The 18,142-nt window shown below is 44.2% G+C and carries 16 protein-coding genes and 1 tRNA gene; 12 read left to right on the top strand and 5 right to left on the bottom strand.

Annotated elements, in window-relative coordinates; genetic code table 11:
* Window positions 1-103: 103 nt before the first annotated feature.
* Entirely contained in the window at window positions 104-226 is a 123-nt protein-coding gene (locus QUA07_RS28050; protein ID WP_333331983.1) for a hypothetical protein, read from the bottom strand.
* Window positions 227-497: 271 nt separating this feature from the next.
* Between QUA07_RS28050 and QUA07_RS28045 the strand changes: the two genes are divergently transcribed.
* The 12 genes from QUA07_RS28045 to QUA07_RS27990 all read left to right on the top strand — a co-directional run bounded on the left by QUA07_RS28045 (window position 498) and on the right by QUA07_RS27990 (window position 14,033).
* Window positions 498-629, top strand: coding sequence for a hypothetical protein (locus tag QUA07_RS28045; RefSeq protein ID WP_333331980.1), 132 nt, complete (start codon window positions 498-500; stop codon window positions 627-629).
* Between the two features lie 4 nt (window positions 630-633).
* Window positions 634-834 (top strand): hypothetical protein, encoded by a 201-nt coding sequence (locus QUA07_RS28040; protein ID WP_333331977.1) that lies wholly within the window; start codon window positions 634-636, stop codon window positions 832-834.
* 62 nt (window positions 835-896) lie between these two features.
* Window positions 897-968, top strand: a tRNA-Gly gene (locus tag QUA07_RS28035).
* Between the two features lie 55 nt (window positions 969-1,023).
* Window positions 1,024-1,971: an oxygen-dependent tRNA uridine(34) hydroxylase TrhO gene (gene trhO / locus QUA07_RS28030; RefSeq protein WP_333331974.1), complete on the top strand. Its 948-nt coding sequence runs from the start codon at window positions 1,024-1,026 to the stop codon at window positions 1,969-1,971.
* Between the two features lie 224 nt (window positions 1,972-2,195).
* On the top strand, window positions 2,196-2,852 hold the full coding sequence (locus QUA07_RS28025; protein ID WP_333331970.1) for a glutathione S-transferase: 657 nt from the start codon (window positions 2,196-2,198) through the stop codon (window positions 2,850-2,852).
* A gap of 197 nt (window positions 2,853-3,049) precedes the next feature.
* Window positions 3,050-6,385, top strand: coding sequence for a protein DpdE (gene dpdE / locus QUA07_RS28020; RefSeq protein WP_333331965.1), 3,336 nt, complete (start codon window positions 3,050-3,052; stop codon window positions 6,383-6,385).
* Between the two features lie 292 nt (window positions 6,386-6,677).
* Window positions 6,678-8,582: a response regulator gene (locus QUA07_RS28015; protein WP_333331962.1), complete on the top strand. Its 1,905-nt coding sequence runs from the start codon at window positions 6,678-6,680 to the stop codon at window positions 8,580-8,582.
* Between the two features lie 74 nt (window positions 8,583-8,656).
* Window positions 8,657-12,091, top strand: a complete 3,435-nt coding sequence (locus QUA07_RS28010; RefSeq protein ID WP_333331959.1) for a PAS domain S-box protein — start codon at window positions 8,657-8,659, stop codon at window positions 12,089-12,091.
* Between the two features lie 57 nt (window positions 12,092-12,148).
* Complete coding sequence (locus QUA07_RS28005) at window positions 12,149-12,529, top strand: response regulator (protein WP_333036538.1); 381 nt, start codon at window positions 12,149-12,151, stop codon at window positions 12,527-12,529.
* 116 nt (window positions 12,530-12,645) lie between these two features.
* On the top strand, window positions 12,646-13,128 hold the full coding sequence (locus QUA07_RS28000) for a hypothetical protein (protein WP_333331956.1): 483 nt from the start codon (window positions 12,646-12,648) through the stop codon (window positions 13,126-13,128).
* Window positions 13,129-13,147: 19 nt separating this feature from the next.
* The gene (locus QUA07_RS27995; RefSeq protein ID WP_333331953.1) at window positions 13,148-13,576 is read left to right on the top strand and encodes a response regulator; all 429 of its coding nucleotides are present in this window, start codon (window positions 13,148-13,150) and stop codon (window positions 13,574-13,576) included.
* A gap of 265 nt (window positions 13,577-13,841) precedes the next feature.
* Window positions 13,842-14,033 (top strand): hypothetical protein, encoded by a 192-nt coding sequence (locus QUA07_RS27990; protein ID WP_333331951.1) that lies wholly within the window; start codon window positions 13,842-13,844, stop codon window positions 14,031-14,033.
* 79 nt (window positions 14,034-14,112) lie between these two features.
* Here QUA07_RS27990 and QUA07_RS27985 read toward each other — a convergent pair whose 3' ends face one another.
* The 4 genes from QUA07_RS27985 to QUA07_RS27970 all read right to left on the bottom strand — a co-directional run bounded on the left by QUA07_RS27985 (window position 14,113) and on the right by QUA07_RS27970 (window position 17,959).
* Window positions 14,113-15,345, bottom strand: coding sequence for a pentapeptide repeat-containing protein (locus QUA07_RS27985; RefSeq protein WP_333331948.1), 1,233 nt, complete (start codon window positions 15,343-15,345; stop codon window positions 14,113-14,115).
* A 108-nt stretch (window positions 15,346-15,453) separates the two neighbouring features.
* The gene (locus QUA07_RS27980; protein WP_333331945.1) at window positions 15,454-16,092 is read right to left on the bottom strand and encodes a Uma2 family endonuclease; all 639 of its coding nucleotides are present in this window, start codon (window positions 16,090-16,092) and stop codon (window positions 15,454-15,456) included.
* Window positions 16,093-16,173: 81 nt separating this feature from the next.
* Window positions 16,174-16,749, bottom strand: coding sequence for a Uma2 family endonuclease (locus QUA07_RS27975; RefSeq protein ID WP_333331942.1), 576 nt, complete (start codon window positions 16,747-16,749; stop codon window positions 16,174-16,176).
* Between the two features lie 43 nt (window positions 16,750-16,792).
* Window positions 16,793-17,959 (bottom strand): pentapeptide repeat-containing protein, encoded by a 1,167-nt coding sequence (locus QUA07_RS27970; RefSeq protein WP_333331939.1) that lies wholly within the window; start codon window positions 17,957-17,959, stop codon window positions 16,793-16,795.
* Window positions 17,960-18,142: the final 183 nt, after the last annotated feature.

The following is an 18,142-nucleotide window of genomic DNA, read 5'->3' as shown; positions in this document are numbered from 1 at the left end:
TTCGGCTCCGAGTTAACAATTTTTCTTAATTTTACATCATCTTGCATTTGTCTCACATTTATTTGAAATTACTATAATCTCGTTTTTAGGCAGGTTGTGGCGATTAAGAGTGGGATAGCTTAGCTTCACGCAAAGTCGCTAGCGCCCCGTGGATGTAAACTATCTCTGGATTATTTTCTAACTGCTTCATCACCGCTTGTTGAGGCAGTTTTACATTTTGAGTCATTTCCAGAGTATCGTCGATTAGCCGTTGCGAATATTACTTCTATTGAGCAATTACTTCCTGAACTTATTCTGGTGTTGAAGTTTGAGGCTGTTAATTTGCAGACCCAATCTAATAACTGAAAATTTTTTATCTTCCCAAAATCCGGCAATAATTGCTAAAAGCTTAAAGAAAAGTAACAAAAATATGTTTTAATTTGCGGAGGGAAATTAGGTAAATCCCAGCAGCGCTGCAAAGTTCGGATTCTCAAGACAGGCTGCCGGGGGTAACGGCTGTGAGAAAGGGCGATTCTGCGGTGGCGCTACCGATGTTGGTGAGAAAAGTGAACGATGGGGAGTTTATGGTGCGGTTCGTGGCGATGGGATGGCGGCAGACTCAAACTGCGGAAGCTTTGGTCGCGCTGTGAAATAATGATGCAGTTCGATCGCGATCAGAATGTGCGCGCAGAAGCCGCTAACTCTTTGTCAAGGTTCGGGCAAGCTTTTCGTCGCGATGACAATTTGCTCGTCCGCCGTAGTTCATGGCTCCGCTGTGCGATCGGCGATCGGCCAAAATTGATTGTCAAAATGCTATACTCAAAATCCGAAAATAGTTGTACAATGTTTTTCTAGTCATTTTTTACCGCTGCGCCTCCAAAGTCAAAGAAGGTGAAAACAGGTAAAAAACACTAAGCGCGGGCGTAATTCAGTGGTAGAATGTCAGCTTCCCATGCTGAACGTCGTGGGTTCGAGTCCCACCGTCCGCTTTGACTGAATTTTCATAGAAGTATGAAAATTAAATTAGTGCTATAAATTCAATCTATGGCTTCTTTCTTAACCGCTGCTTTATATAAGTTCGTTGAACTACCCGATTTTGCTGACCTGAAAGCACCGCTACTCGATTGTTGCAACAACAACAACGTCAAAGGCACTATTTTGCTGGCCGCAGAAGGCATCAATGGTACTATTGCCGGCCCGTCCGAGGGCGTACACGCAGTGCTGGCATTCTTGCGTAGTGACCCACGTTTTGCGGATCTCGTGCACAAGGAATCTTTCTCGGAAAAAGCACCTTTTTACCGCCTGAAAATACGCTTGAAGCGCGAAATCGTCACGATGGGAGTACCGGACATTAATCCCCGCCTCATGGCTGGCAAATATGTTAAGCCGGAGGAGTGGAATAAGCTGCTTGACGATCCCGATGTTGTTGTGGTTGATGTGCGTAACGACTTCGAGGTATCTATGGGTACTTTTGAAGGCGCTATTAATCCAAAAACAAAAAGCTTTTCTGAGTTACCTGAATGGGCGCTGCGGGAAACTGCTTTACGCAATAAACCCAAGGTGGCAATGTTTTGCACCGGTGGTATTCGCTGCGAAAAATCTACTGCTTTTTTGCGTAGTCAAGGTTTTGAGGAAGTCTATCATCTCGAAGGCGGAATTTTAAAATATTTGGAAACGGTGCCGGAAGCCGAAAGCCGTTGGGAAGGTGAATGTTTTGTGTTTGATGAACGGGTTTCTGTTGGTCAGGACTTAAAGCCGGGTAACTATGAACTTTGTCGCGGTTGTCGTCACCCGATTAGTCAGGAAGATAAGGCTTCTGAATTATTTGTACTTGGTGTGAGTTGTCCTCATTGTCATGACTCCAAAACTGAAACCAAAAAACAAGCCTTATCAGAACGTCAACGTCAGATTGAGCTTGCTAAGCGTCGCAACCAAGTACATATAGGCGCGCGCTACGATGCGAAGGAAAAAGTCGATGGTGCGATCGACTAATATTATTATTCACTAAGTTTAAAGAAACCCCGTTTCTACGAAAAATCTGGTTTGGCGACGAGAAATATCGAAAGAAACCGGGTTTCTGACCCGAAAAACCCGATCGCGCGATCGACTAATTATATCGTTTCCGGTGCCATCGGCATAATAAAATCGAGTCAACAGTCAACAGTCACCAGTCAACAGTCAACAATCACAGACGGTGCAACCGGAATTGATATTATATGTCAGCAACATACCCGATTTTGTATTCCTTCCGCCGCTGTCCCTATGCTATGCGGGCGCGCTTGGCCTTGATGGTTAGCAATCGGGTGTGTGAGTTGCGGGAAGTTGTTTTGCGAGACAAACCACCAGAGATGTTGGAGGTATCTGCCAAAGGTACAGTACCAATATTGATTGATGTTGACGGGCGCGTACTCGATCAAAGTATCGATATCATGTTGTGGGCATTGAGGCAAAATGATCCTGAAAAATGGTTGATACCACAGCAAGGTTCTGTTGCAGAAATGCTAGAACTAATCGCTCTATTTGATGATAGGTTTAAATATCATCTTGACCGTTATAAGTACCCCGATCGTTATCCCGGTGTTGATGCCCAAGTACATCGTTATGAAGGTTCTTTATTCCTCGACAAACTCAATGCACAGTTAAGCGCCACTAAATATTTATTTGGTAACAATGTAGCATTGGCTGATAGGGCGATCGCACCTTTTGTCCGTCAATTCGCTCATACCGATCTAAATTGGTTCAACGAACAGCCTTGGCCTCCGCTACAAGCTTGGTTAGCAGGGTTTACAGAGTCGGAAATTTATACCAATGTTATGCAGAAATACCCGAAATGGGAATCCGGTAATCCAGGCGTTATTTTTCCTGCCTCGTAATTACTTATTCTTATTCGCTGCTAGCATATTTATTCAATTACCAAAATGTTATTTGCCATGCTAAACTTATTGTTTTCAGAATACTAGATTGACTGTCACTGAACTAGAAAAGTGACGCAGCAAAAAATCGCATTTTGCTAAAATTTTTAACTGGAAAAGGTTTACTGTATTCTAGTAAGTATTGTCAGGCTGAAATTATGATTGATGTTGGTTCGTTAGTTCGATCGCCCAGAAACGATTTGGGAGTCGGAAAAGTTGTCGAGGTATCGCGTACCGATGCCGTAGTTGAATATTTTTGCTCAGTTAAAAACCGCATCCGCAAAACTGTACCCTTGGGTTTGCTGCAAGAAGCCAGACTTCAGCGCCAAACCCGCTGCTACCTCTGGAGTACCACTCAGGAAAGGTGGATTATCGGTCGAGTTTATGACTGGGATGAAGATAAATTAGAGTACGAAATTGACCTCCCCGACAGCCAAAGTTTGCAAGCTGTTGAAAGCGAACTTTACGTTCGCTGCAATATCCCGATCGCCGATCCGATCGACATTTTAGCAGTCAAAGGTCAAGAAACGCCGTATTTTCACGATCGCCGATTGGCATTCGTTCAATCTGCGATCGAACAGCGGGCCGTCAGCCGCGGCATGACGGGTTTAATTTCTGCTAACATAGACCTCTATCCGCACCAAGTTGAAGTCGTCCGGCGCGTCCTAGAAGACCCAATCGTGCGCTATTTATTAGCCGACGAACCAGGACTAGGAAAAACAGTAGAAGCCGGGACAATTCTCCGCCAATTTCTGCTAGATGAACCCAACGGACGCGCTGTGGTGCTGGTTCCGAAATACCTGCTCGAACAGTGGCGGCAGGAGTTGGAAAATAAATTCTATTTGTCTCATTTTGCTGACAGAGTGCAGCTTGTTGCTGTTAGCGAAATCAATCAAGTTAGCCGCAATGCTAACCTAGATTTTCTGATTGTGGATGAAGCGCATGATGTGGCAGCAATGGCAAATTCGAGCGATCGGGCTCAGCAGCAGTCGTTTGAACTCTGTCAGAAACTAGCTCAAAAAAGCAAAAATGTATTGTTATTATCTGCAACGCCAGTTCTCGGCCACGAGCAAGATTTTCTAACGATGCTGCACTTGCTAGACCCGACAACCTACCGTCTTGATGACCTGGAAAATTTCAAAGAACAGGTACAAAACCGTCAAGAAATCGGTCGCGCTTTGCTAGATTTTCGAGAAAATGCCAAGCCTGCTGTTTTGGAAACAAAACTCGCTCAACTCCGTACTATTTTTGCCAAAGATGATTATTTAATCGGATTAGCAACAGAGTTAGAAAGTTGTTTGAAAACTAAAGAAACAGCAGAACAGGCTGGGCTTGTCCGAACTATTCGCACTCACGTTAGAGATACCTACCGCCTGCACCGCCGCATCCTTCGCAACCGCCGGGATGCGGTTGAGGATGTGATTTTCGACCGAGATGCTGTCCCAAAAACTGAGTATGATCTGAATGATGAACAGTGGTCGGAAATTCAAACCGTACTCGATAAATGGCGCACAGTCGCTCCTAAGTCGAGCGAATATCAGAGAATTTTTCTGCTGTTTTTCCGCGCTTCTGGTACTTGGCTGAATGTTTTAGAACGGGTTGTCAAAGCTCGCTTGCAGAAAAAATCTACTCCAGAACTCGATCGCGAATTTGGACAAAATGACACAGCAATTTTGACCAAAACGGAGCTGTTTCCCGAAGAAAGGGAAATGCTGGAAACCTTGCTCAACACCCTGGAAAAGCCCCAGGAAGGACTCGATCGACTGAGTTTGTTACGAATCGCCATTCTCCGATTTTTGGCAGTTGCTTTGAAGGTTCCGCGCGAGTATCACAGCAAACCTCGCGATTTGCTGTCGAGAATTCAACAGCAAATTAAACGGCCGATTCCAGGCGAGCGTTTTCCGAAAATTGTGATCTTTACCAGTTTTACTGCAACTTGTAAAGAGATTGCGGAAAATTTAACTAAAATCTTTGGTAAAAATGCGATCGCCAGCCATGACACGACAAAATCGGCTGATGAGGTTGAGGCTAGTCTCAAGCGATTTAAGACTGAACCCCATTGCTTTATCTTAGTGTGCGATCGATCGGCAGAAGCAGGGGTAAATCTGCAATTGACAGATTGGTTAGTTCACTTCGATTTGCCGTGGTTTCCCCATCAGTTAGAACAAAGACTCGGCAGAGTCGATCGCATTGGTAGCAAAATGGGAGTGCAATTTTGTTTGTTTGCAGGCCCGGATATGCCGGAGAGTCCCCACGAAGCTTGGTTCCAAGTTTTAAAAGATGGGTTTGATATCTTCAACAAATCTATTGCCAGCCTTCAGTTTTATGCTGAGGAAAAACTTCTCAAACTTGAAGAAAAGTTGTTTGCTGAGGGAGGCAAGGGCTTATCCAGCGAAATTGAAGCGATTAAAACTGAAATCGAACAAGAGAAAATCAAAATTGATGAACAGTACGTTCTCGATGAAATTGATACTCTTGATGACAGCGCATCTCAGTATTTTGAATCTCTCGATAACTGCGATGCTAAGCATAAAGAAATGCAGCGGGCTACTGAAGGTTGGATTTGTCAAGCTCTTCACTTCAAACAAATAGAACATCCGAGTGTATCGGGGTTGATGCGTTATAAACCTACTCAAAAAACGTTAATTCCCTCGAACGATTTGATGACCAGATTGGTTCCTTATTGCCAGCAATATGGTAGTTACAATCGCCGGATTGCTTATCAGAATGCGGATGTCGCTCTTTACCGAATTGGTGAGGGATTGATCGATGCACTTGGCTCTTATATTCGCTGGGACGATCGCGGTCAAGCTTTTGCTATGTGGCGGCATGATGAAAGTTGGGATGCGGAGCCCGGGAAGGAGTGGTTCGGCTTTCAGTTTAATTATTCCATCCAGACTGATGTGCAGCCGGCCGAGCAAGTTTTGCAAGCACAAAATATCGAAAATTACAACTTGAAAGCTTTGCAGCGCCGCGCTGATGCTCTGTTTCTGCCCATTTTTGAAACTGTGTTTGTAGATGCTCGCAGCGAAGAAATGTCACTGGTGGAAGATGCGGAAATTCTAGCGATTTTGCAGCGGGCTTATAAGGGGAAAGGCGGGCCGAATCGGGATTACAATTTGTCGAAAAATCGCACGTCGCTGATTGACAGTTTTGTCGATCCGCTAGAATGGGATGATTTTTGTCAAAAGGGACGGGTGGTATCGGAGGAATTGCTGCGCGGGCGATCGGCTTTTGTGGAAATGTGCGAGCAATCTGCTGTCACTGCTGCTATCCAACTCGAAAACCGGGTGAATCAATTGCAGTTGCGCTTGCATCGACTTTCTAAATCCGAACAACTTTTAGAATCGGTTTTGGCTGAGGAAATCAGTACGGAAAGTTTGTTGAGTGAAGCGGTTTTAGCTGGGATTCGCCGCCCGCACATGACTCTTGAGTCGGTGGGATTTATTGTGATTTCTGGGCGTCCTCCTGTAAAGTCGGAGGATGAAGGATAATTTGTTTGGGAGGGCGATCGCTCTTTTTGGGGCGATCCCCTTCCGGATAGCTTCGCTTCACGCTTTTTTTGAACCGCAGATGCAGGCAGATAAACGGGGATGAACGCAGATGAAGGGAAGGGCGATACGTTTTATGTAAACTGCGGAAGTGACAGTAATTTTTATGTGATGGGAATGCAAAAATGGTAAGATAAAAGCAGTAGTAAGGAGTAGCATTGATTGAGTTAAAAGCCACGCTTCGGCCTGACATTAAAGCGCGTCGATCGCATGGGAATTGAACCGCACAGCCAAAATGAAGAAGTCTCCGATAAAAATTCTGCTCGTAGAGGACGATGGAGGGCTGAGTGCAACACTGGCACAGGTGTTGGAAGCAAATCATTACGGGTTTGATAGGGCAAATGATGGACAAGCGGGCCTAGACTTGGCAGCGGCAATTGAGTATGACCTGATTTTGTTAGATGTGCAGGTTCCCAAGCTAGATGGAATTAGTCTATGTCGGCAATTGCGATCGCAAGGCTGCTGCAAACCGATCCTGTTAATGACGGCAAAGGATTCAGATGCGGAGGTGGTGGCTCTTTTCGATGCGGGAGCCGATGATTACATCAGCAAGCCTTTTGCTACGGAAGTATTACTGGCAAGAATCCGAACTTTGTTGCGACGGAGTAAAGCACTTTCCCCAGGAGATTCTACTCATAATTTAGCGGCTAATACATTGACTTGGGGAAATCTTTGTTTAGATTTAGAGTCTGGTAGAGTGACTTTTTCCGAAGAAATAATTTCACTGACAGCGACAGAATATAATCTGCTGGAATTATTACTCCGAAATCCCGATCGCATCTTTAGCCGCAGTACCATTTTGGATCGTCTGTGGGGATTTGATGACGCACCCACCGATCGCGCCATTATCACTCATATTAAGGATGTCAGAAAGAAATTGAAGGCAGGTGGCTTAACTGAAGAAATCATTGAAACAGTTTATGGCATGGGCTATCGACTTAAACCGTACCCCCAATCTGCGTCGTCTAGTTCAAATAATCCTCGGATTGCTCGCACCCAAAAATATCAATCTCGTGGGGTAGATAAGTCCGAGAGCGACAAAATTTTAGAGCGGTTTCGGGGAGGCTTCAACCAACAAATTGCTGTATTGGAACAGGCAAAAACTGCTCTATTAGCAGGAAATTTAGAAACAGAATTACAGCAAGCGGCAAAACATGAAGCTCATAAATTGGCAGGCTCTCTGGGATCTTTTGGTTATCCAGAAGGCTCGAAATTGGCACGCTCGGCAGAGCATTTGCTAATCAAATATCCCTCTTTCACTGCTGAGGAAATTACCGAATTCTCGGAATTGGTGACAGGATTACAGCAGGAATTAGCCCAAACACCGATTACACCAACGGCTGTACCAGTTTCTACTATTTCAACTTTCAACGATCGGGTTTTGGTAGTTGATGATGATGCTGCATTAACGGAGCGATTGAAAGTAGAATCCGAAGCTTGGGGATTGCGGATGAAAATTGCGCCGAATATTACTGCTGCCCGATCGCGTCTTGCTTTGTCAATGCCCGATGTGATGTTACTAGATTTAAGCTTTGCAGAGACAGAGGAAGATGGATTGACGCTACTGCGAGAATTGACCGAGCGATCGCCTACTCTTCCTATAATCGTTTTTACCGGACGAGATAGTCTTGCCGATCGCTTGGCAGTATCGCGCTTAGGTGCTAAGCAATTTCTCCACAAACCTGCAACCACCGAGCAAATTTTTCGAGCCATCGCCCGTGTTCTACCCAGTCCTAAAACTTCAGAAGCCAAAGTCTTAATCGTAGATGATGACCCTGTGATGCTGGTTAAATTATCAGCGTTACTGACTCCTTGGGGAATTGAGGTGACAAATCTCAAAGAACCACAGCAGTTTTGGGAGGTGTTAATTAGCACTAAGCCCGATTTAGTAGTGCTGGATCTAGAAATGCCGATCGTCAGCGGCTTAGAATTGTGTCAAGTCGTCCGACAAGATATCCAATGGGAAAATTTACCGATTTTAGTGGTGACAGCCCATACCGATCCAGAATCTCTCCAACAAGCCTTTGCAGCGGGAGCCGATGATTTTATTACCAAGCCGGTACTAGGGCCTGAATTAGTCACGCGGGTACTCAGCCGAATCAAGCGCTCTCGTCCTTTACTTAAGCCGAGAAATACTTAAATAGAACTTACGCACGAGGGGTAAAAACCCGGTTTATGCCTCAATCTAAAAAATGTAATTAATTAAGTAGATTAATGATAGAACATACTGATGAAGATTATGGGAAATGGCAACAACAGCCACAGCGAATCCTGGCTAAAACAGCACGTTCTCTCCCCGAATACCTCAAACTCGAAGATATTCTCAACACTACGGTAACTGACCTCAGAAACATTCTGCAATGCGATCGCGTAATTATCTTCCAATTTGCTCCAGACTGGAGCGGAAAGGTAGTGGTAGAGTCAGTTGGTTCAGAATGGACAGAAATCTTATCAACTCAGATACACGATCATTGCTTGGGTGAAAGCTATGTCGAACCCTTCAAACAAGGCTTATTCACCTCTAAATCTGATATTTATACTGCCGAAATTGATACTTGTTACCTGGAATTACTGGCCAATTTTCAAGTGAGAGCTAACCTGGTTATTCCTATCCTTAAGGGAGAAGAACTTTGGGGATTATTGATTGCCCATCAGTGTGCAGAACCTCGCGAATGGCAACCCTCAGAAATTGAACTCATGCGACAGCTAGCAACTCAAGCGGGAATTGCTATTCAGCAAGCTGATTTATTTGAGCGAGTACAAACGGAACTGAGGGAGAAAAAACAAGCAGAAATTGCCCTACAACAACTCAATGCTGAACTCGAACAACGAGTCGTAGAACGGACAGCAGAACTCACTGAAGTCAACCATAGCTTGCAAAAATATATCAATCAAGTGGAAGACCTCTATAATAATGCTCCCTGTGGCTATCATTCCCTAGATGCAGCAGGAACAATAATTATGATTAATGATACGGAACTGAAGTGGTTAGGCTATACCCGCGCTGAAGTTGTGCACCAAAAGAAATTTTTTGATTTTATGACAGTTGAAAGTAAAAATATTTTTTCTCACTACTTTCCCCTATTTAAAAAACAAGGGTACATCAACAATTTAGAGTTTCAGATGTTGAATAAAAACGGAAAACCCATTTGGATAAACCTAAATGCTACAGCAATTTATGATGAAACCGGGAATTTCATGATGAGTCGTTCTAGCGTATTTGATATCACCGATCGCAAACGTACTGAAGAAGTCTTCCGCGAATATGAACGCATCCTATTCAATACAACAGATGGGATTGCGGTGATGAATATTAACTATATTTATCAAATAGCCAATCAAGCTTATTTGAGTTGGTGCAACAAATCTGAAAGCGAAGTTCTCGGAAATTCTGTTAGGAATATCCTGGGTGCAGAGTTGTTTGATCACTTCATCCAACCTCGCTTAGATAGATGTTTGGCTGGAGAAACAATTCAGTATGAAAAGTGGTTTGACTCTCCCAATTTAGTCAGGAAGTTTTTGAGCGTTACTTATACACCTTTACGTGATGCAGGTGAAAATATTTCAGGCGTTATCGTCAGTCTGCGCGATCTGACTAAACTCAAACAAACCGAACAAATGCTGGAGCTTCAGGCTGTTATTACCCGCAACATGGCGGAAGGAATTTGCTTAGTAAGAGCAGAGAATGCAGTTATTGTCTATGCCAATCCTAAATTTGAGCAGATGTTTGGCTATGACTTTGGCGAACTCAACGGTCAGCACGTTTCGATTCTCAACTATGGCAACGAATCGGTCAGTCCTGAAGATGTAAATCAAGCCATTCGGTCTGCCGTTTTACAAAGGGGTGAATTTAGCTATGAAGTTCAGAATGTCAAGAAAGATGGGACTCCATTTTGGTGCAGTGCAACTTGCTGTGTGTTCAATCATTCCGACTATGGCGATGTTCTAGTGGCCGTTCATCAAGATATTACCGTAGCGAAACACCTCGAAGAAGTTCGACAAGAGGCGGAAGCAGCCTTACTACAGAAATCCCGAAAGGAACATTTGCTATGGAGGATTACTCAAGGGATTCGCCAATCTTTGGATCTGAATGCGGTTCTAAATACTGCTGTTACTGAAATTAGGCAGACATTACAAACTGATCGCACTGTCATTTACCGCTTTAATCCTGATTGGAGTGGTGATTTTGTCGTGGAGTCAGTTGGTGAGGATTGGGTAAAACTGATAGGGAGCGATATTCAAAAAAATTGTGTAGATACCTATCTGCAAGAAACTGACGGCGGTCGATTCCGCAATCATGAAATTTTGGTTATTAATAATATTTACAGTGCTGAACTTCAACCCTGTCATATCGAGCTAGTGGAACAATTTCAAGCAAAAAGTTATGCAGTTTTCCCGATATTTTTGAGAGAAAATCTATGGGGTTTGTTAGCTATCTACCAAAATACAGCACCTCGTCAATGGCAATCGTGGGAAATAGAATTACTTGAACAGATTGCCAGCCAATTGTCGATCGCCATTCAGCAATCCAAACTCTACCGACAACTTCAGGTCGAACTGCAAGAACGTAAGCAAGCCGAAGCCACGATCCGAGAAGCCGAACGACGCTGGCGATCGCTCTTGGATAACGTGCAGTTGATTGTTGTCGGACTTGATATAGAGGCAAATGTCAATTACGTTAATCCTTTCTTCTTAAAAATTACGGGATATACTCACCTAGAAGTTATCGGAAAAAATTGGTTTAAAAAATTCTTGCCTTCTTCTAATCAAGAATCGGTTCAAGTTGTTTTTTCGGAAGTTTTAGCCCACAACTATCATCCATATTATCAAAATTTTATCTTGACAAAATCGGGTGAAGAACGATTTATTGCCTGGAACAATACCATGCTGCAAGATTCAGAGGGGAACATTATTGGCACGATCAGCATTGGGGAAGATATTACCGAACGACAAAAAATCGAACACATTAAAGATGAGTTCATTGGCATTGTCAGCCATGAACTTCGCACTCCTTTGGCAGGAATTCAAATGTCATTGGGACTAATAAAAAGTGGAGTTTATGATAAAAAGCCCGAAAAATCTAGACGGATGATTGAAATTGCCTTCCTCGATACCAATCGATTAGTGAATCTGGTCAATGATATTTTAGATTTGGAGCGCCTAGACTCCGGGCGGGGAATTATGGATAAAACCGTTTGCAAAGCCGCCGATTTGATGCAGCAAGCAGTAGATAGCACTCAGGCGCTGGCTACTCAACAGCAGATCTCATTAATCGTTACCCCCACCGCTGCCGAAGTCTGGGCAACAGGAGATGCGATCGTCCAAACCTTAACAAATTTGCTCAGTAATGCAATTAAATTCTCGCCTGCCGATTCCACAATTCATCTGAGTGCCCAAAACCAGACAGACTTTGTGCTGTTCCAAGTTAGCGATCGCGGGCGAGGCATTCCTGCCGATAAACTAGAACTCATTTTTGGGCGATTTCAGCAAGTCGATGCCTCCGACTCCCGTGAAAAAGGAGGCACCGGTTTAGGTTTAGCAATCTGTCGTAGTATTGTTGAACAGCATGGCGGCAAAATCTGGGCCGAAAGTATCTTAGGTGAAGGCAGCACATTTTGCTTCACCCTACCCTTAGCAATCATTGAATAACGCTGAGATTAATCTGTAGCATCAATCCCAAATCCAAAATCTCGAATCCAAAATCCCATGACTGACAGACAAATTCTAGTTGTTGACGATGAAGAACACCTTCGGGAACTTGTGCAGGCTTGCTTAGAAGATTTAGGCGGATGGGAAACAGTGGGGGCAGGATCGGGAGAGGAATGTTTACAAATACTGCAAATAGAACAACCCAACGCCATTTTGCTGGATGTATCTATGCCGGGGATGGATGGGTTTGCTGTGTACGAGCTCCTGCAGTCCGATCCGATTACCCGATCGATTCCAGTGATTCTGCTGACAGCGAAAGTTTTGCCCAGCGATCGGGCTAAATTTGCCCAGATGGCGGTAGCTGGGGTAATTGCCAAACCGATCGAACCCATCACCCTGACGGAAGAAGTAGCAGAGATTTTGGGATGGGTTGATTGACTTTCACCAGTTTTGTGAAGTTTTGTAACAATAACGGAATCTTTACCAATTCCTTACCGTTGTTATTTAGTCTTCTGTTATGCAGTTAAAAGTTCTTTGCATTAGGAGGAGAGTCAATGAATGCTTTTCAGGCTTGGAATGATATAAATCAGGATCTCGCAGGTTCCTTTTTCGGTTTGCCCACTGATTGTCAGCAATCCACACTTTGGATTGCTCATACAGAGGAAAAACCGATCGCAGGTATTAAAATTCAAGAAAAGGATGTGACACTGATACTTAAAGTTCACATTTATGACATTCATCTTGTCAAATTGAATCTCCACATCACTCCAGAAACTGTTTTAATCCAAGGCAAACCTACCAAAGCTGCAGGAGTAGAAGGTTATTACCTTCCTAGTGGATTTCAAAGTCTCATCCCGTTGCCCCACCGCGTACATCCTGAATTCTATGTAACTGAAATACACCAGGATAGTTTAACAATTCAGCTTGCTAAAGAGTTGAGAGTTGAGCAATCCGAAGTTCGGATTCAACTCTCAACTGCAAATTTGAGCAATTGCTCAAATTTGCAGTTGAGACGCAATTGGCGACCGAAAAATTAATTTATAATCAACAAAAAAAATGAACACTTTGCCAGTAGCTAATTATGATGACAGTCTCCTGCCCGAAAACAAAGGGAAACAAATTCTCATCGTTGATGACCAAGAACACCTCCGCGAACTGGTACAGTTGTGCCTGGAAGACCTCGCGGGATGGGACACCCTGGTGGCCGCATCAGGACAAGAATGTTTACAAATCCTACAAACAGAACGACCTAACGCTATTTTGCTGGATATATCAATGCCGGGAATGGATGGGTTTGCTGTGTACGATAGTCTCCAATCCAATCCCATAACTCGATCTATTCCAGTGATTCTGCTGACAGCAAGAGTTATGTCAACCGATATGGCTAAATTTTCCGAAATGGGTATTGCTGGGGTAATTGGCAAACCATTTGAAGCCACCACCCTGCCGGGAAAAGTGGCAGAGATGTTGGGATGGAATGATTGACACTCCCTGGTATGGCAGACGCAGGATTCTTAAGACTTGACAATCTTAATATCCTCTCTGGAAATCTGGGGATTGTTGGATACAATTTCTCTCAGTTATTGCTATTTTTACGAAAGATTTCGATTTGCATCAATTCCTTAACAAGCTTGTATTCTTTACCAAATCTTTACTTCTTACCTCTACATTCATAGAGTTGCAGCTTCAACCCAGCTTACAGCACTTGGCAACAAGAGACAAATACACTTTCGATAAAAAAGAGGTTTTTATGACAAGCTGTCCTTGCTGCACCAATCAACTGCTGCGTCACGTTCGCCAAGCTCAAGTATACTGGTTTTGCCGTCAGTGTTGGCAAGAAATGCCTGTTTACCCTCTTAACAGCTACGGTTCCTCACTCTCTATAAATTTAGTTACAGAGTTAAGCATTAAGAAGCAACTTTCTTCAGAGGCGGTTGTTTAAAGGTGAAATTCCATCGCACAGGCGTGACGCCCGTGCCACAATCGAGGCGGATGAATAAAAGGGATGTCGCACTTACGGGCTAAACCTCCTCAAAAATTGCGCCTCGCTGCTGTAAATTCACCTGCATCTCCTCATCCATTCCTGAATTGTTCCCAAACCTCGCTGACTCGACATTCGCACCACTGAAATTAGTATTTGTTAAGTTCACTTCCAGCAGATTGGCGCCGCTCAAATTGGCACCGCTGAGGTTAGCTAAAGCTAGACTTGCTTTGTGCAAATCTGCACCGCTTAAATCAGCATTTCCTAAGAAAGCCCCACTCAAATCTGCACCGCCGAATTTGGCATTTTGCAGGTTGGCGTCGCTGAAATCGGCATCGTTTAAGGTTGCACCCCGGAAATTTACCCGATCGAGATTTGCGCTGCTAAAATCCACTGCACTTAAAGTCGTTCCACGCAAGCTACCACCTGCGAAATCTAGTGCGGGGTTGAGATTGGCAATTTTTGCCAACTCCACAAAGTTGTCGGTTTCAGCGGAAATAATGCGATCGACCATTTCCTGCAATTCCGATTCAGCTTCCGGGATAATTTCCACTTCGCGCGGTTCAACCGGAGGTAAATTGTAGGATAATAGCGCCCAACTGAGAGCAGGTTGGAGTTTATTTTCTTGCAGGTATATCGTCAGGATTCTTTCTAAAACCGAATGTTGATTTGGCGTGATTTCGTGCGGCCACAAACCCTCAGCATCTGTGAGATAAATATCTTCTTTAGCCACTTCAAAAGCCGCTGCAATCCGAAATTCTTTGGCAGTAATTTCTCCCAGCTTAGCACTTTTTAGCAAACCTTTTAATACTGATTTGCCTTGTTCTACTGCAAAAATCCAAGCTGGCGTTGTATCATCGCTGATTGTGGAAACCTGACAAAATATGCTCTCTGTCTCCTTAGTTTTTTCCGCCTTTTCCCCGCCCTGAACTCCCGGCTGACTTTCGGTTACTAAAATTTCTGCACTGCTTTGAATAGCCAGGGTTTCTCCTATTGGCAAAAGCTTGAAAGAACCGACTAACTGACGTGATGCTACGGGTATTTCGCAGTTTTCTAGATGGAGTTTGAGCGTTCCGCCTTGCAGACCAAATTTGACGCGACCACCTAGCAGGGGTTCCCAATGCTCGTTAAAATTCAGGCTCAAGTGAATGTCGAGCTGCTGGGTTTGGGGTGCAACCGATGGAACTGGAATTGCTTCAAATTGCATCCACAAGCAATCTGGGTATTTGTTGTGAGACTCTAGCGATCGCATATCGGGTAGAATTGCTGGCACTCCCAGCCTGTAATTGATATTTAAATTAGTTTATCATCTCTATTTTATCACAACACAGCTTTTTTCCCTGGGGTAAAATTGTAAACTTTGTTTAATTTGATCCGCCAGTCATTGATTTGGCTTAATTTGGCTTTTTACCCAATTCCGAAATGCTTTCACTAATTCCAAATACTCCATTGTTTCTGCTTGTTCCAAAAATATGACAATCTCTAATATCGGTAAGCTGGGAAATGCTAAACTGATCTCGCACTCAACGTATTCTCCATTTTCCAATCTGTTGATTCTGAGTCGCGATCCATTATAAATCCAAACTTCCGGCACTCCCAAATCCGCATAAACCTGCAAGCTATTTTCCGAACGGCTGGTAATATCAATTTCCACCACTAAATCCGGGGGCGGATCTTGATTCATGTCCAGTCTTTTTTTGCCTTTAACTGCACTAACATTTTGGATGTAAAAACATTCATCAGGTTCTACACCGCTAAGTTCAGGACGCTTGAAAGTTGTGGAACCCCGGGGGGCAATGTTGAGTTCCAATTCTTCTGCTAGGGTTTCAACAAATCGACCCATTACTTTTTTGTAAAGTTCGTGTTCTGGAGAAGGTACCATAATTTTCAAATTGCCACGATTATATGTCAGTCGAATTTGCCGATCGCCGATTTCGGCAAGCAAAGCTTCGTAGGTTTGCCAACTGATACCCGATAGCTGGACAATTTGTTCCGGTGGAGCGAGAGTTTGAGCAGTCATAGTGCTACTTTGGTGAAGAGTTCGTAGGCGCAAGCCGGGGTGTAGCCATCGCAATGAGTGCATTATATCATCGAAGGAAGCCTAGACTGGAAATACGGAAGACAAATCCAGAGATAACTCTGGAAAACCCGGAATTATCACCGTCTGATTTGGCAAAACAACTCGTTGCAATTGATAACTATAACTCCCGTTTTGTTTCTGATAAGGTTCGCTGTGCATTTCCAGTTGATTGTCAACCAAATTAAATATCCAATAATTAGAAATCCCAGTCTCAGCATAGAGAGACAACTTGGTTGTGCGATCGTACTTCAACGTAGAATCGGAAACCTCAATTACCAACAAAATATCAGCAGGCTGCGGGTGAGAAGATAAATAACGATCGGCTCGATTGCGGGCAATCACAACATCAGGCTCTGGTTCGCTATCATCAGACAAAATAATCGGCTCTTGTACGCGCAAGCGAGCGCGTCTTGCCAGTAAAATGACTAACTCCTCAAGTAAAAGACTGTTGCAAACAGAGTGAAGCCTACCTTTAGCAGCCATAATGATAATTTCTCCGCGAATCAATTCAACTCGCTCATCGGGGGCGAAAAATCCCAGTTCTCCCAAACGGTGATATTCGGCGATCGAGAATCGTTTTGCAGTTACGGCAGTCATAGCTTTTCTTACCCTCTACAATTACCAACCTTTCCAATTAATTCTACTCAAAAATCCCGCCCCGTGCCATCAATTCAACCTTCACGGCTTCCGAAATTCCGACACAACCATAAAAATTCGCCTTTTTAACCACCGTATTTTTCAAATCAGCGCGGCTCAAATCAGCACCGTTTAAATTCGCGCCACTCAAATTAACACCGCTTAAATCAGCATTTTTTAAATCAGTATTTGTCAAATTTGCATTTACTAAAATCGCATTCGGTAAATAAGCACTGCTCAAATTAGCGCCGGTTAAATTTGCACCGCTCAAATTCGCACGGGGCAGCTTTGTCCGCAAATCAGCACCGCTCAAATTGGCGCTGCTGAGTTCAGCATCCCGCAAATTAGCATTGCACAAATTAGCATCAATTAAAATAGCAGCGCTCAGCAAAGCACCGCTGAGATCGGCCAAAGTCAAATCGGCGCCTCGGAGGTTGGTTTCGCGCAAATCCGCACCGTTAAAATCAGTGTAGTGCAAGTCAAAACCGCTTAAGTTAGCCCCAGCAAAATCCTCAATCGGATTCAAACCCACTGTTTCTGCAAGTTGTACAAAACTCTTATTTTTATCAATTAAAAACAGTTCCCGGACGATCGCCAATTGCTGCTGTCGGTACTCGTCGGCCTTCTCGTAATCTGCTAAATACTTGTAAGCAAGCTTCAAATTCTTGAGAGCATTGCGCTCAATGCGATCGTCCTTGCTGGTGCGCGCGATCGACAACTGCTCGTGATAGCATTCGATCGCACCAGGCAAATCTCCATTAGCATCGTAAGCTAGCGCCAAATTGCCCAAAGTTTCCAACTCAGAGCGCCCGTCGCCAGTGTCCCGCGCGATCGCCAAACGCTGTTGCTGGTAATTAATAGCACCAGAAAAATCCTCAAGAGCACAGCAAGCATTGCCCAGATTTCCCAAAGCATTTGCCTCGCCCCGGCGATCCCCCATTTCCCGCGCTAACGCCAAATGCTGCTGGTAGCAGTCGATCGCCTGAGCATAATTTCCCAGCGCTTCGTAAGCTACGCCCATATTACCCAGCGCCGCACCCGATCGGCGCTTATCGTCCATTGAGCGATACAGCGCCAGCGCTTCCTGCCAAGAACCTAGCGCCGCCTCAAATTGGCGTGCCTGATATTGCGAAATCCCCTGCTTGATTAGCTCGCTAGCTTGTTCGCTCATAATGTCAAAATTAGTTAATAACTAAAGTTGATATTAATCGACTCAAAGCGGTAATTGCTAATCGGTAATCAGTAATCGGGAATGGGTATGGCCAACCCCCCTCTCCCTTACAAGTGTAGGTTTTTTACAATGAAGAGGAACAACAGATATAGAGACTGGACGGGTCAGCCCATCATCTAGCTT

It is taken from the genome of Microcoleus sp. T3_A4, assembly GCF_036700465.1.
Lineage (GTDB): Bacteria > Cyanobacteriota > Cyanobacteriia > Cyanobacteriales > Microcoleaceae > Microcoleus.
Note: the sequence above shows the minus strand (reverse complement) of the source record. Positions and strands in the feature narration are given on the sequence as shown.

Bases quoted from the DNA above. Each gene is read 5' to 3' on its own strand.
- QUA07_RS27990 (WP_333331951.1), top strand. From the start codon at position 13,842: ATGACAAGCTGTCCTTGCTGCACCAATCAACTGCTGCGTCACGTTCGC.
- QUA07_RS28015 (WP_333331962.1), top strand. From the start codon at position 6,678: ATGAAGAAGTCTCCGATAAAAATTCTGCTCGTAGAGGACGATGGAGGG.
- QUA07_RS28050 (WP_333331983.1), bottom strand. From the start codon at position 226: ATGACTCAAAATGTAAAACTGCCTCAACAAGCGGTGATGAAGCAGTTA.
- QUA07_RS28040 (WP_333331977.1), top strand. From the start codon at position 634: ATGATGCAGTTCGATCGCGATCAGAATGTGCGCGCAGAAGCCGCTAAC.
- QUA07_RS27980 (WP_333331945.1), bottom strand. From the start codon at position 16,092: ATGACTGCTCAAACTCTCGCTCCACCGGAACAAATTGTCCAGCTATCG.
- QUA07_RS27970 (WP_333331939.1), bottom strand. From the start codon at position 17,959: ATGAGCGAACAAGCTAGCGAGCTAATCAAGCAGGGGATTTCGCAATAT.
- dpdE (WP_333331965.1), top strand. From the start codon at position 3,050: ATGATTGATGTTGGTTCGTTAGTTCGATCGCCCAGAAACGATTTGGGA.
- QUA07_RS28005 (WP_333036538.1), top strand. From the start codon at position 12,149: ATGACTGACAGACAAATTCTAGTTGTTGACGATGAAGAACACCTTCGG.
- QUA07_RS27995 (WP_333331953.1), top strand. From the start codon at position 13,148: ATGAACACTTTGCCAGTAGCTAATTATGATGACAGTCTCCTGCCCGAA.
- QUA07_RS28010 (WP_333331959.1), top strand. From the start codon at position 8,657: ATGATAGAACATACTGATGAAGATTATGGGAAATGGCAACAACAGCCA.
- trhO (WP_333331974.1), top strand. From the start codon at position 1,024: ATGGCTTCTTTCTTAACCGCTGCTTTATATAAGTTCGTTGAACTACCC.
- QUA07_RS28025 (WP_333331970.1), top strand. From the start codon at position 2,196: ATGTCAGCAACATACCCGATTTTGTATTCCTTCCGCCGCTGTCCCTAT.
- QUA07_RS27975 (WP_333331942.1), bottom strand. From the start codon at position 16,749: ATGACTGCCGTAACTGCAAAACGATTCTCGATCGCCGAATATCACCGT.
- QUA07_RS28000 (WP_333331956.1), top strand. From the start codon at position 12,646: ATGAATGCTTTTCAGGCTTGGAATGATATAAATCAGGATCTCGCAGGT.